This window comes from Streptomyces sp. NBC_01481, from assembly GCF_026339995.1.
Classification (GTDB): Bacteria; Actinomycetota; Actinomycetes; order Streptomycetales; family Streptomycetaceae; genus Streptomyces.
In genome coordinates, this window is sequence record NZ_JAPEPT010000001.1 from 1,538,044 (window position 1) to 1,551,957 (window position 13,914).

The 13,914-nt window shown below is 69.9% G+C and carries 10 protein-coding genes and 1 pseudogene; 5 read left to right on the plus strand and 6 right to left on the minus strand.

The window, feature by feature from the left end; translation table 11 throughout:
• Positions 1–25: 25 nt before the first annotated feature.
• Positions 26–1,360 (minus strand): DUF2252 domain-containing protein, encoded by a 1,335-nt coding sequence (locus OOK40_RS07065; protein ID WP_266477403.1) that lies wholly within the window; start codon positions 1,358–1,360, stop codon positions 26–28.
• A gap of 169 nt (positions 1,361–1,529) precedes the next feature.
• Between OOK40_RS07065 and dnaE the strand changes: the two genes are divergently transcribed.
• Positions 1,530–5,069 (plus strand): DNA polymerase III subunit alpha, encoded by a 3,540-nt coding sequence (gene dnaE / locus OOK40_RS07070; RefSeq protein WP_266477405.1) that lies wholly within the window; start codon positions 1,530–1,532, stop codon positions 5,067–5,069.
• A 96-nt stretch (positions 5,070–5,165) separates the two neighbouring features.
• Here the strand turns inward: dnaE and OOK40_RS07075 are convergent, their stop codons facing one another.
• Positions 5,166–5,345: a hypothetical protein gene (locus OOK40_RS07075; protein ID WP_266477406.1), complete on the minus strand. Its 180-nt coding sequence runs from the start codon at positions 5,343–5,345 to the stop codon at positions 5,166–5,168.
• A 251-nt stretch (positions 5,346–5,596) separates the two neighbouring features.
• Here OOK40_RS07075 and OOK40_RS07080 point away from each other — a divergent pair, with 251 nt between their 5' ends.
• The 4 genes and pseudogenes from OOK40_RS07080 to OOK40_RS07095 all read left to right on the plus strand — a co-directional run bounded on the left by OOK40_RS07080 (position 5,597) and on the right by OOK40_RS07095 (position 9,349).
• Positions 5,597–6,829, plus strand: a complete 1,233-nt coding sequence (locus tag OOK40_RS07080; RefSeq protein ID WP_266477408.1) for an NYN domain-containing protein — start codon at positions 5,597–5,599, stop codon at positions 6,827–6,829.
• Between the two features lie 37 nt (positions 6,830–6,866).
• Positions 6,867–7,837, plus strand: a pseudogene (locus tag OOK40_RS07085) (ABC transporter ATP-binding protein).
• 50 nt (positions 7,838–7,887) lie between these two features.
• Entirely contained in the window at positions 7,888–8,676 is a 789-nt protein-coding gene (locus OOK40_RS07090; RefSeq protein ID WP_266478976.1) for an ABC transporter permease, read from the plus strand.
• A gap of 4 nt (positions 8,677–8,680) precedes the next feature.
• Positions 8,681–9,349, plus strand: coding sequence for an ABC transporter permease (locus OOK40_RS07095; protein ID WP_266478979.1), 669 nt, complete (start codon positions 8,681–8,683; stop codon positions 9,347–9,349).
• A 419-nt stretch (positions 9,350–9,768) separates the two neighbouring features.
• Here OOK40_RS07095 and ybaK read toward each other — a convergent pair whose 3' ends face one another.
• From ybaK to OOK40_RS07115, 4 genes are all read right to left on the minus strand, one after another.
• The gene (gene ybaK / locus OOK40_RS07100) at positions 9,769–10,272 is read right to left on the minus strand and encodes a Cys-tRNA(Pro) deacylase (protein ID WP_266477409.1); all 504 of its coding nucleotides are present in this window, start codon (positions 10,270–10,272) and stop codon (positions 9,769–9,771) included.
• 14 nt (positions 10,273–10,286) lie between these two features.
• Positions 10,287–11,027: an LON peptidase substrate-binding domain-containing protein gene (locus OOK40_RS07105; RefSeq protein ID WP_266477410.1), complete on the minus strand. Its 741-nt coding sequence runs from the start codon at positions 11,025–11,027 to the stop codon at positions 10,287–10,289.
• 11 nt (positions 11,028–11,038) lie between these two features.
• Positions 11,039–12,061, minus strand: a complete 1,023-nt coding sequence (locus tag OOK40_RS07110) for a hypothetical protein (RefSeq protein WP_266477411.1) — start codon at positions 12,059–12,061, stop codon at positions 11,039–11,041.
• 103 nt (positions 12,062–12,164) lie between these two features.
• A complete protein-coding gene (locus OOK40_RS07115) occupies positions 12,165–13,766 on the minus strand; it encodes an oxidoreductase (RefSeq protein WP_266477412.1) in 1,602 nt (533 codons plus the stop codon).
• Between the last annotated feature and the right edge of the window lie 148 nt (positions 13,767–13,914).

Genomic DNA, 13,914 nt, shown 5'->3' on the forward strand with positions numbered 1-13,914 from the left:
GATCCGGCCGACCTGAGGGTGTCCCCTACAGTCCCGGGATACGACCGTTACGGAACAGGTCCACGAAGATCTGGTGGTCCGCCCGCGCCTGCGTGCCGTAGCTGTGCGCGAACTCGACCAGCAGCTCCGCAAAGCCTTCCTCGTCCGCCGCGATCGCCGCGTCGATGGCCCGCTCCGTGGAGAACGGCACCAGCGAGTGGCCGCTCTCGTCGTCCGCCGCGCCGTGCATCGTCGCCGTCGCCCGGCCGAGGTCGGCGACGACGGCCGCGATCTCCTCGGGGTCGTCGATGTCCGACCAGTCCAGGTCCACCGCGTACGGGGACACCTCGGCCACCAGCTGACCGGCGCCGTCCAGCTCGGTCCAGCCCAGCCACGGGTCGGCGTGGTCCTGCAGCGCGCGCTGCGAGATCACCGTGCGGTGGCCCTCGTGCTGGAAGTACTCCCGCGCGGTCGCGTCGGTGATGTGGCGGGAGACCGCCGGAGTCTGCGCCTGCTTCATATAGATCACGACGTCGTTCTCCAGGGCGTCGCTGTTGCCCTCCAGCAGGATGTTGTACGAGGGCAGGCCCGCGGATCCGATGCCGATGCCGCGCCGGCCCACGACGTCCTTGACGCGGTACGAGTCGGGCCGCGTCAGGCTGGACTCGGGCAGCGTCTCCAGATAGCCGTCGAAGGCCGCGAGCACCTTGTAGCGGGTGGCGGCGTCCAGCTCGATCGAGCCGCCGCCCGGGGCGAACCGGCGCTCGAAGTCACGGATCTCGGTCATCGAGTCGAGCAGTTCGAAGCGGGTCAGCGAGCGGGCGTCGCGCAGAGCGTCCAGCAGCGGCCCCTCGGCGGTGTCCAGCGTGAAGGGCGGCACCTCGTCGTTCTTGGCGCCGGTGGCCAGGGCGTGGATGCGCTCGCGGTACGCGGCGGCGTAGACCCGCACCAGCTCGGTGATCTGCTCGTCGCTGAGCGCCTTGGTGTAGCCGATCAGCGCCAGCGACGCGGCCAGCCGCTTGAGGTCCCAGGTGAAGGGGCCGATGTACGCCTCGTCGAAGTCGTTGACGTTGAAGATCAGCCGGCCGTTGGCGTCCATGTACGTGCCGAAGTTCTCGGCGTGCAGATCGCCGTGGATCCACACCCGGCCGGTGCGGTCGTCGAGGAACGGGCCGCCGTGCTGCTCCCGCTCCAGGTCGTTGTAGAAGAGGCAGGCGGTGCCCCGGTAGAACGCGAACGCCGACGCGGCCATCTTCCGGAACTTGACCCGGAAGGCGGCGGGATCGGCCGCCAGCAGCTGGCCGAAGGCTGTCTCGAAGACGGCGAGAATCTGCTCGCCGCGCTCTTCGGCTGTGACCTCGGCGGATCGCGGTACCGACATCGCTGGGTGCCTCCTGGTGCATGACAAAAGGGACGGGGTTCCGTCTCCTCCAACGCATGACCGTACTCGGGAGTGCCCGCCGACTGTCAGTGCCAGGACGTAGACTTCCACGCTGTTCCCCCAGACTGTCTGCAACCTGTCGCCCACCGTTATCCGGAGGCATTCCGCCGTGACCAAGCCGCCTTTCACGCACCTTCACGTCCACACCCAGTACTCGTTGCTGGACGGTGCCGCGCGGCTCAAGGACATGTTCGACGCCTGCAACGAGATGGGCATGACGCACATCGCCATGACCGACCATGGCAACCTCCACGGGGCGTACGACTTCTTCCACTCGGCGAAGAAGGCGGGCGTCACGCCCATCATCGGCATCGAGGCGTATGTCGCCCCCGAGTCCCGGCGGAACAAGCGCAAGATCCAGTGGGGTCAGCCCCACCAGAAGCGGGACGACGTCTCCGGTTCGGGTGGTTACACCCACAAGACGATCTGGGCGGCGAACAGGACCGGTCTGCACAATCTGTTCCGGCTCTCCTCGGACGCGTATGCCGAGGGCTGGCTGCAGAAGTGGCCGCGCATGGACAAGGAGACCATCGCCCAGTGGTCCGAGGGGCTCATCGCCTCCACCGGCTGCCCGTCCGGCGAGCTCCAGACCCGGCTGCGCCTCGGCCAGTTCGACGAGGCACTCAAGGCCGCGTCCGAGTACCAGGACATCTTCGGCAAGGACCGGTACTTCCTGGAGCTGATGGACCACGGCATCGAGATCGAGCGCCGGGTCCGCGACGGCCTGCTGGAGATCGGCAAGAAGCTCGGCATCCCGCCGATCGTCACGAACGACTCGCACTACACCTACGCCCACGAGGCCGGTGCCCACGACGCGCTGCTGTGCATCCAGACCGGCAAGAACCTCTCGGACCCGGACCGCTTCCGCTTCGACGGCACCGGCTACTACCTGAAGTCCACAGACGAGATGTACGCCGTGGACTCCTCGGACGCCTGGCAGGAGGGCTGCGCCAACACCCTGCTCGTCGCGCAGCAGATCGACACCGAGGGCTGGTTCGAAGAGCGCAACCTGATGCCGAAGTTCGAGGTCCCCGAGGGCTACACCGAGGTGACCTGGTTCCGCGACGAGACCATGCGCGGCATGGCCCGGCGCTACCCCGGCGGCATCCCGGACGACCGGCTCAAGCAGGTCGAGTACGAGATGGGCATCATCATCGACATGGGCTTCCCGGGGTACTTCCTCGTGGTCGCCGACTTCATCATGTGGGCCAAGAACAACGGCATCGCGGTGGGCCCCGGCCGAGGCTCCGCGGCCGGCTCGATCGTCGCGTACGCCATGGGCATCACCGACCTCGACCCGATCGAGCACGGCCTGATCTTCGAGCGGTTCCTCAACCCCGAGCGCATCTCCATGCCCGATGTCGACATCGACTTCGACGAGCGCCGGCGCGGTGAGGTCATCCGGTACGTCACGGAGAAGTACGGCGCCGACAAGGTCGCCATGATCGGCACGTACGGCAAGATCAAGGCGAAGAACGCCATCAAGGACTCCGCCCGGGTGCTCGGCTATCCGTACGCCATGGGCGACCGGCTCACCAAGGCGATGCCCGCCGACGTCCTCGGCAAGGGCATCGACCTCAACGGCATCACCGACCCCAAGCACCCGCGCTACAGCGAGGCGGGCGAGATCCGGGGGATGTACGAGAACGAGCCGGACGTGAAGAAGGTCATCGACACCGCCAAGGGTGTCGAGGGCCTGGTCCGCCAGATGGGTGTGCACGCAGCCGGCGTGATCATGTCCAGCGAGACGATCACCGACCATGTCCCGGTCTGGGTGCGGCCCTCGGACGGCGTGACCATCACGCAGTGGGACTACCCGAGCTGTGAGTCGCTCGGCCTGCTGAAGATGGACTTCCTGGGCCTGCGAAACCTCACCATCATGGACGACGCCGTCAAGATGGTGAAGGCCAACCGGGGAATCGATCTGGACCTGCTCGCCCTTCCGCTGGACGACCCCACGACGTACGAACTGCTCTGCCGCGGTGACACGCTCGGCGTCTTCCAGTTCGACGGCGGCCCGATGCGTTCGCTGCTGCGGCTGATGAAGCCCGACAACTTCGAGGACATTTCCGCCGTCTCGGCCCTGTACCGGCCGGGCCCGATGGGCATGAACTCGCACACGAACTACGCGCTCCGCAAGAACGGCCAGCAGGAGATCACGCCGATCCACCCGGAGCTGGAGGAGCCCCTCAAGGAGGTCCTCGGCCTCACCTACGGCCTGATCGTGTACCAGGAGCAGGTCCAGAAGGCCGCCCAGATCATCGCCGGGTACTCCCTCGGCGAGGCCGACATCCTCCGCCGCGTGATGGGCAAGAAGAAGCCCGAGGAGCTGGCGAAGAACTTCGGTATCTTCCAGGCCGGCGCCCGTAAGAACGGCTACTCCGACCAGGGGATCCAGGCCCTGTGGGACGTGCTGGTCCCCTTCGCCGGATACGCCTTCAACAAGGCGCACTCCTCCGCGTACGGCCTGGTCACCTACTGGACCGCGTATCTCAAGGCGAACTACCCGGCCGAGTACATGGCCGCGCTGCTCACCTCGGTGAAGGACGACAAGGACAAGTCGGCGGTCTATCTGAACGAGTGCCGCCGCATGGGCATCAAGGTGCTGCCGCCCAATGTGAACGAGTCTCAGTCGAACTTCGCCGCCCAGGGCGACGACGTGATCCTCTTCGGCCTCTCCGCCGTGCGCAACGTCGGCACGAACGTGGTGGACTCGATCATCCGCTGCCGCAAGTCCAAGGGGAAGTACGCCTCCTTCCCCGACTTCCTCGACAAGGTCGAGGCCGTCGTCTGCAATAAGCGGACCGTCGAGTCACTCATCAAGGCCGGCGCCTTCGACGAGATGGGCCACACCCGCAAGGGTCTGGTCGCCCACCACGAACCCATGATCGACAATGTGGTCGCGGTCAAGCGCAAGGAGGCCGAGGGGCAGTTCGACCTGTTCGGCGGGATGGGCGACGAGGCCACCGACGAGCCGGGCTTCGGGCTCGACGTCGAGTTCTCCGACATCGAGTGGGACAAGTCGTATCTGCTCGCGCAGGAGCGCGAGATGCTCGGCCTCTATGTCTCCGACCATCCGCTCTTCGGTATCGAGCACGTCCTGAGCGACAAGACGGACGCCGCGATCTCCCAGCTCACCGGCGGTGAGCACGCGGACGGCGCGGTGGTCACCATCGGCGGCATCATCTCCGGCCTGCAGCGCAAGATGACCAAGCAGGGCAATGCCTGGGCGATCGCCACGGTCGAGGATCTGGCGGGCTCCATCGAGTGCATGTTCTTCCCGGCGACGTATCAGCTGGTGTCGACCCAACTCGTCGAGGACACCGTGGTCTTCGTCAAGGGGCGGCTCGACAAGCGCGAGGACATCCCGCGGCTCGTCGCGATGGAGCTGATGGTCCCCGACCTCTCCTCGGCCGGGACCAACGCCCCCGTGGTGGTCACCATCCCGACGGTGAAGGTCACGCCGCCGATGGTCAGCAGGCTCGGCGAGATCCTCAGCCACCACAAGGGCAACACCGAGGTGCGGATCAAGCTTCAGGGCCCCCGCAAGACGACGGTGCTCCGGCTCGACCGGCACCGCGTCCAGGCGGACCCGGCGCTGTTCGGTGATCTCAAGGTGCTGCTCGGCCCGTCCTGCCTGGCCGGCTGAGGCTTTCCGCTCACCGCACACGCCCACGCAAGCACACGCCCACGCAAAGGGGCGCGCCCGTCGTCACGGGCGCGCCCCTTGTGGCTTTACGGCCTGTCAGTTGTGGCCGAAGCGCCGCTGGTGCTTACGCGCAACATCCGCGGGGCTGCCCTGTGCCTGCGACTGGGGCTGCACATGCGACTCGTACGCGGTCGACTTGGCCTTCTCGCCACCACGCTCTGCGGCCGAAGCGCGGTCCTGTTGACCGCCCTGCTTGCGATTCTTGTTCTTGGCCATGGTGATACCTCCTGTGGGGGATCTCGGGGCCAGGGCCGCGACCAGATTCACATACCAGCCTAACCGTCGCATTTTGGATCACTACGGTGCGTAAAGGGCGCTTGTCCACCACAGGTTCGGGTTCCGCCACGCCGATGATCGAGTTCCGGCCGTTAACCCTCCCGTGGTCGGGCAGACTCGAAGGAAACCCGGAACAATCCCCGATCCGGACCCTTCCCCGATCCCGAAGTTCCCGAAAGAGGGTGGAACGCGTGGACCGCTGCGTTGTCCTGGTGGACGCCGGATATCTGCTGGGCGCCGCCGCGAGCCTGCTCGCCGGGGAACCGGCGCGTTCCAGAATCACCGTCGACCACGCCGCCCTCATCCTGGGCCTGCGCGAACTCGCCGAGGCCGATACGGAACGCCCGCTGCTGCGCATCTACTGGTTCGACGGCGCCCCCGACCGCGTACCGCAGCCCGAGCACCGGCGACTGCGCGTGATGCCGAGGGTGACGGTCCGGCTGGGCGCACTGACCCGCAGCGACGGCCGCTGGGCGCAGAAGGGCGTCGATGCGGCCATGCACGCCGAACTCACCGAACTGGCCAGAAACCGCGCCTGCTCCGATGTGGTCCTGGTGACCGGGGACGGGGATCTGCTGCCCGGGCTGATGTCCGCCAAGGAGCACGGCGTCGCCGTTCACCTCTGGGCGGTGCAGGCCGCCGACGGCGACTACAACCAGTCGGAGGACCTGGTCGCCGAGGCCGACGAGCGCCGCGTGCTCGACCGCGCCTGGATCACCCGGGCGGTACGGGCCAAGGAGCTCACCGGCATCTGCGCCCCCTCGCCCGCGCCCCGCCCCGAGATCGCGGCGATCCTCTCCGCGCCGCTGCCCGAGTCGGCGCTCGCGGCCTCGCAGGAGCGCGCCGCCGATGCCGCACGCAACGGCTCAGGGTCCACCCCCTCGGACAACGGCTCCGAGCCCGGCCCGGCCCCCGCCGCCGCCAAGGGCGTCCCCACCCCCAAGGACCTGGCGAGCCTGCGCGCCCCCGGCCAGAACTCCGCCCCCCACCCCGCGAGCGCAACGCTGCGCTGGTCCTCCGACAAGGGCTGGGTCGAGCGGCCCGGCGCCGGCACCGTGGGCGAGCCGCCCGAGACGGCTTCACTGCCGACGCTGGCCCAGCTCACCAGCGCCGAGCAGCGCTGGGCCGACCGCGAGGAGGACATCACCACGGTCGGCGGCGACCCCTTCGAGGTCGGACAGGTCTTCGCCCGGCGCTGGATGGAACGGCTGCCGGAGAGCGGCCATGTGCAGAAGCTGTCCACCATGTACCCGCGGATCCCGCACCGTATCGACGGCGAACTGCTGCGGTACGCGGCACGTTTCGGGCTTCTCGCGCACAAGGACGACCAGATCGACGAGCACGACCGCTATGCGATCCGGGCCGGATTCTGGCGCGAGATCGACGTACGGGCGGCCGCGGAACACGCCCCCGCGGGGGAATAGCCCCGCCGACCCCGTAGGCTCGTCCCTTGTGAGTACGGTGTGCGCGGTGCGGGATCTGGTCAAGACGTACCCCGCCGCGCGCGCTCGCCGAGGCACCCCCGGGACACCCGAGGTGCGTGCCACGGACGGGATTTCGCTTCAGGTGCGGCGCGGCGAGATCTTCGGGCTGCTCGGACCCAACGGCGCGGGCAAGTCCACTCTCGTACGACAGCTCACCGGCCTGATGCGGCCGGACAGTGGCAGCGTCGACGTGCTGGGCCACGATCTCGTACGCCACCCCGAACGGGCATCCCGGCTCATCGGGTATCTCGGGCAGGAATCCACCGCCCTCGACGAACTGACCGTCGCACTCGCCGCCGAAACGACCGGCCGGTTGCGCGGACTGCCCGCACGGCAGGCACGGGCCGAGCGGGACGCCGTCCTGGAGGAGCTCGGGCTGACCGAGCTCGCCGCCCGTCCCCTGAAGAGACTCTCCGGCGGACAGCGGCGGCTGGCCTGCTTCGCGGCAACGCTGGTGGGCGAGCGGCCGGTCCTGGTACTGGACGAGCCGACCACCGGAATGGACCCCGTCGCACGGCGCGCGGTCTGGGCCGCCGTCGACCGGCGCCGGGCCGAGAACGGCGCGACCGTCCTGCTCGTCACCCACAACGTCATCGAGGCCGAGACCGTCCTCGACCGGGTCGCCGTGCTGGAACGCGGCCGGGTCATCGCATGCGACACCCCGACAGGGCTGAAGGAACGGATCGCGGGCGAGGTGCGCGTCGAGCTGGTGTGGCGCGAGCGGGCGCCCCTGGACGTGCCCGAAGTCGCCGCGCTGCGTCCGCGCAGGAGTCAGGGCGCCGGTGGGTGCTCAGGCTCGCCCCGGACGAGGCACGGGCTGCGGTCGCCGCGGTGACCGGCGGCGCGGCGTTCGCGGCGCTCGACGACTTCACACTGGCCGCGCCCAGCCTGGAGGACGTGTACCTGGCGCTCGGCGGGAACGCGACGAAAGGGCTGGTCAAGGCGTGAGCACCGTGCCCGCGGAGGCGGTGTCCGGACATCCCGAACAGGCCCGGCAGATCAGCGCCACGAGCGTGGCCCCTGCCGCGCCCGCTGCGCCCCTCGCGCCGCGGGCGCGGCTGCTGCCCGCGCTCGGCGCCGTGTACCGCGCGCAGCTGTCACGGGCGCGGGTCGCCCGGATCCCCCTGCTCTTCGTGGCGACCTTCCAGTCGATCGGGATCATGGTCCTCATGCGCGGGGTCGTCGACGGGGGCGCGGAAGCGCGGGCCGTCGTCGCCGGATCGAGCGTCCTGGTCGTCGCGTTCGTCGCGCTCAACCTTCTCGCCCAGTACTTCGGACAGCTGCGGGCCGGCGGCGGCCTCGACCACTACGCCACGCTGCCGGTCCCGCCCGCGGCGGTGGTGCTCGGCGCGGCCGGTGCGTACGCCTCCTTCACCGTGCCCGGTACGGTCGTCACGGCGGTCACCGGCAGCGTCCTGTTCCAGCTGCCACTGACCCATCTCTGGGTGCTCGTCGCCGTCGTCCCGCTCGCCGGTGCGGCCCTCGCGGGCCTCGGCGCGGCGCTCGGACTGCTCGCACCGCGCCAGGAACTGGCCACGCTGCTGGGGCAGTTGGGCATGTCCGCGGCGCTGCTCCTCGGTGTGCTGCCGGCCGGCCGGCTGCCCGGGCCGATCTCGTACGCCCGTGATCTGCTGCCGTCGACCTACGGCGTCGAGGCCCTCGCCCGGACCTTCGAGGCGCGCCCGGACTGGGCGGTCGTCGGACTGGATCTCGCCGTCTGCGCGGCCGTGGGTGTCGTCTCGCTGACGGTCGCCACGTGGGCGTACCGGCGGGCGGCAGTCCGGTGAGGCACTGTCCCGGGACGCCTGGCACGATGGCGGTGTGACCGCACCTCTGACTCCGCCGCACCAGCCCCCGCACAACGACCCGTGGCAGAAGCCGGCCGCCGGGCCCCGCTTCTACGAGCCCGAGATGCAGGACGTCGCGGACCTGAAAAGGGACACGCGGGACGCGATCCTCGTCGTCGTCGCCCTGACGGTCCTGGGCGTCGCTCTCGGTCTGCTGTGGCTGTGGCTGGCGCCGCGGGTGCCGCTGATCTCCAGCGACAAGGCGGTCTTCCTCAAGGACACGGAGGGCGAGGAGGCGGTGGGCGCGGACGGGACGTTCGCGCTGCTGGCCCTCGGCTTCGGCGCGGTCAGCGCGGCCGCGGTCTTCTTCTTCCGCAGGCGCGGGGGCATCGCGCTGGTGGTGGCCCTGGCCCTGGGCGGGCTGTTCGGCTCGCTGCTGGCGTGGGGGATAGGCGAGTGGTTCGGCCCGACGGACGATGTGGTCGCGCATGCGCGGGCGGTGGGGGAGGGCGTGACGTTCGACGCGCCGCTGGAGCTGAAGGCGCGCGGGGCGTTGCTGGCGTGGCCGCTGGCGGCGATGGTGGTTCACCTGGCGCTGACGGCCCTGTTCGGGCCGCGGGACCCGGAGCCGGAATGGCCGTCAGTCGCGTACGGCCCGGGCCCGGGCGCCTGACGCCTGCGGCGGGGCTTGTTCCCCACCCCGCCCCTTCCCTGAACCGGGGCTCCGCCCCAGACCCCTGCGCCCGCTTCGCGGCGCGAACTGGGGGCTTCGCCCCCTGGACCCCCGTACGCGCTTCGCGCGTGTCCTCAATCGCCGGACGGGCTGGATGTGCGGCAGGGCCGCACATTTCAGCCTCGGCGGCGTTTGAGGCGCGGGGAGGTTGGGGGTCCCCCCGGACGGAGTCTGGGGGAGGGCGGGGTGGGGAACAAGCCCCGCCGCAGGCGGACCGTCAAGCCGGCCTGCGGCCGTGGTTCGCGTGGTGCTTGCGGATGCGCCACTTCCTCTTGCGGGTGCGTTTGGACATGCCGTGTCCTCATTCCCGTAGGGGCGTCCCTACGGTCGTAGCCGAGGATCCGCGCCCCGTCGACCCCCTACGCCCGCCCGATCGGCGCCAGCACGGCCCCCGTCAGCGACGCCAGGTCCGACGGCGAGAGTTCGATCTCCAGGCCCCGGCGCCCCGCCGAGACGCAGATCGTGGCGTGGGCCGACGCCGACGCGTCGAGGACCGTGCGCAGGCGTTTGCGCTGGCCCAGGGGGGAGATGCCGCCGCGGACATAGCCCGTTGTGCGTTCCGCCGCAGCGGGGTCGGCCATCGTCGCCCGCTTCGCGCCCACCGCCGACGCCAGCGCCTTGAGGTCGAGCTGGCCCGCCACCGGGACGATCGCCACCGTCAGTTCGCCGTCGACGTCCGCGACCAGGGTCTTGAAGACCCGGTCGGGACGGATGCCGAGCGCCTCGGCCGCCTCGTGGCCGTACGACGCCGATGCGGGGTCGTGGTCGTACGCGTGCACCGTGAAGGCCGTGCCCGCCGCGGTCAGGGCGACCGTGGCGGGCGTGCCGCCGGACGTGGCCGACTTCTTGGGCTTCTTCGCCACGCGGGCGGCTCCTGTCAGTTGGGGCTCGTCGGCGCCCGGGTCAGGTCGACCGCGGGCAGCGACGGCAGATGGCGGATCACCGCGGTCTCCGAGCGCAGCAGCGTCAGTTCCTCCCGCAGCCGTGTCGCCGTGTCGGGCGCTTGCAGGAGGCGCTGCTTCGCCGGGGTGTCCAGTACGGCCGCGGCTGCCACCAGATACGACACCACCGAGGGCTCGTCCGGCAGGTCCGCCCCCGTTGACAGTGAGCGCTCGCGCGCGCCGGCCAGCCGCTTCTGGTAGCTGCGGAAGGCGCGCAGGACACCTTCGGCAAGGGCTCCCGCGCCGTCCCCGGACTCCTCCGGGATTTCCTCCAGTTCGGCTGTCAGATACGGGCCGCTCGCGTCGACCGAGAGAAGCTTGACCCGGGTCGTTCCGGTGGCCAGTACCTCGAAGCTGCCGTCGTCGCGCTCGCGGATCGTCGCCGCGTCGGCGATGCAGCCGACCCGGTGGAAGGCCTGGATCGGATCGTCGCCGAAGCCCGCCGCGGGACCGCGCTGGGGCAGCGCGGTCGGGTCGGGCATACCGGGCGCGGTCGGCGCGACCTCGCGGCCGTCGCGGATGGCGACCACGGCGAAGCGGCGCGGCTCGGACTCGTCCGTCTTCGACAGTTCGCGCATCATGGCGCGATATCGCTCCTCGAACACGTTCAAGGGCAGGACGAGGCCCGGGAACAGTACCGAGTTCAGCGGGAAGAGGGGGAGACGTGCGGTGGTCACAGCGCTTAAGACTAATGGCCCAGAGACCTGCTTCGTCCGGCCCTGGGGCGCAGAGGGGTCATCGAGGCGATCTGGATCCGTACGCCGTCCCGTGTGTGAAGGAACTGGCCCAGCGGGTCATCGGTCACCAAGGTCCAGGGGAAAGACGTCGCATACGGCCCGATCAGCCGGAACTGCTCCAGTGCCTCAGCCCACCGGCCACGCCCCACCAGCACGTACGCCAGCAGATTGCGCACCTCGGCCGGCCAGGGATCCCCGGCCGCGTAGTCCGCGGAGAGCGTGATCGCCAGATCCGCCGCCGCGTCGATGCGGTCGTCCTGCACGGAGGTGGTGTCCCCGGTGAGCAGCTGGGCGAAGGCCGCCCGCACCGGCAGCGCCCGCACCAGCGAGCCCGGCAGCGCGTCGGCCGCCGCCTGTTCGGCGAAGTCGAAGCACTCGCGGTGCGAGCCGTACCACTGCGCGGACAGATACTGCAGGGCCGCGACATGACAGCCGTAGTGGTGCGAGGAACGGCGGATCGCCTGCTCCCACAGCGACTCGAAGGCCGTGTGCGTGGCATGGGTGCCGCGCGCGTGGTCGAGCGATATCCGCCACGGCACGGGGTCGTTCGGATCGCCCTGGGCCGCCGCGTCGATCAGGGGTCCGACCTCACGCAGCCGTTCGGTGCTCGCGGGTGACTCCCAGGCTCTGCGCACCGCGAGCTCGGCCTTGACGACGAGCCCGTCGGGATCACGCGGCGCGGCGGCGAGCCATGTGGTGAGCCACTCCTCGCGGTTGTACGCGAAAGCCGCGAGCCGCATCACGTACCGGTCGCGGTTCTCCCATTCGGCTGATTCGCGCGTGGTCGCCAGCAGCTTGGCGGCCGGTTCGTACTCCCCGAGCGCCGCCGCGACCAGTGCCGGGCTCAGCCGCTCGTCGGGGGCGTCGAGCAGCACCGCCTCGTCGGGCGCCAGGCCGTCGGCGAGCTGCGGCGTATGACGGATCATGCGCGCGGTGCGAATCAGGGCACGGAGCAATGACATGGTGCGGACCATTGAAAACTGCAGGTCAACAGGCGCGCCAGAGTCCAGCTGTGAAGAGTTCGTAGCGGCCGAATGGTTGTCCTGGCGAAAGCCAAGAGAGCGTAAAGAAAGTGCCTCAGCCGCGACGTAGAAGGCGGGATGCACCCGCCGCGACCGTCGTCGCCAGAATCCAGCCGAGCAGGATCAGCGCCGTCGATGTCCATTGCCAGGCGCCGTCGAGCCTCCAATAGCTTTCCTGGCCGAGATCGATCACCGGCAGCAGCAGATCCAGAGCATAGAGCGCCGCGTTCCACTGCGGATGCTCGTCCGCCTTCAGCGGCGTCGGATCCACCTGCGCGAAGGCCACCGCTCCCGCCGCCCACAGCACCGCCATCCACAGGGCCGCCCGGCCGGGGCGGTAGCCGTAGGCCACGGTCCAGTCCTGGAGATAGCCCCAGAGCTTGGCGGCCAGCGGCAGCGTCTCGCGCCGGCGGCGCTGTTTGGCGAGCAGCACCTCGCGGGCGTCCGCGTCCTCGCCGCTGTTGCGCAGCACGGTCGCCAGACGTTCGTACGGCTCCGGCGAGTACTCGGGGGTCGCCGAGGCCACCCACTCCAGACGGCGGCCGAGCGGGAACTCCTCGTACGGGACGAGGTTCTCGTAGACGAATCCGCCCATCGCGAGGCCGCCGGGGCCCGGCCAGCTCGCCGCGAGGTCGACCAGCGTCACGATCTTCGCGCCGTTCAGCACGACGCGTCCCTCCTCCGGGCGCTCCGCGTTGAAGCGCAGCTCCGGGGTGACGATCCGGCGCAGGGACAGCTCCTCGCGCGCGTTCAGTACGAAGCGGGCCCGGTGCAGATCGACCGCGTCGCCGAAGCGCCCGTCATCCAGCCGCACCCCGCCGTGGCACCTGAAGGGCTGCAGCCGGGTGCCGCGTGTCGGTGTTCCGGCGCTGCCGATGCCGAAGGGGGGAGTGGCGCCCTGGTTGCCCGTGGACTCGCTCACCCATGCGCCGGTCAGATAGAGGGTCCGCTCCACGCTCAGCTGCGGGGCGTTGAGCGCGCGCCGCTCCCCGGCGGCGCGCAGCCGGCTGCCCCGCAGACTCAGCGACACCCCGACCTTCGCACCGCGCAGACTGAACTCGCCGTACGTCTCGATCAGTTCGGCCTGTAAGTCCTGTGCGACCGACATGCCGTCCGCGGTGATCGCCCGGCCTCTGCGGTCCGGCCGGACATGGATCTGGTTGATCAGCAGATCGGTGCCGATCTGCGCGTCGGTCAGCCGTATGCCGTGCTCGATCCGGCAGCGCGGCAGATGCAGATCACCTTCCGTGCGCAGCCGTGCCGCCTCGATCCGGGGGATCGCGCAGCCGACCATGCGGACGGTGGTGAAGTGCGCCTCGGGCATCAGTACTTCGCTGTCGAAGCGACAGCCGTTCAGCTCGACATACGGTGCGATGCTGCCGCCCGCGAGCTTGAGCGTGCCGGTGATCTGGACCCCGCGGAGCTTGAGCGCGGCGACCCGGCCGGGCAGCGCGGGCGGGCCGCTGAGCAGCAGCCGGGCGACGATGGACGCGCGGACGCTGCGTTCGGGGCCCCAGGGGCGGGGTGAGAAGGGATCGTTCAGCAGGGGGTTGGGATCGCTCAGGTCGTGCGTACTCCCGTTTCTGAAAGCGTTCCACATGTCCACTTCGGTCCGGCTCAGTCCGTCCGGAGGCCCGTCGTCCAGCGGCTCGGTCAATGCCGCTCCTTCGCTTGCTTGGTTCGTACAGCTGTTCTTCCCGCTGAGTGACGGACTGAACGCTAGTGGTCATGAACAACATCGGAAACCAGAGGGGTGGCGCGAAGTGCCTCCTTGAGGAGTGGCGGGAGGGCCCATATCAGCCAGT

What these genes read in the sequence shown, in the direction of transcription:
- OOK40_RS07075 (WP_266477406.1), bottom strand. Translation starts at nt 5,345, where the DNA reads ATGGCCAAGAACAAGAATCGCAAGCAGGGCGGTCAACAGGACCGCGCT.
- OOK40_RS07110 (WP_266477411.1), bottom strand. Translation starts at nt 12,061, where the DNA reads ATGGTCCGCACCATGTCATTGCTCCGTGCCCTGATTCGCACCGCGCGC.
- OOK40_RS07065 (WP_266477403.1), bottom strand. Translation starts at nt 1,360, where the DNA reads ATGTCGGTACCGCGATCCGCCGAGGTCACAGCCGAAGAGCGCGGCGAG.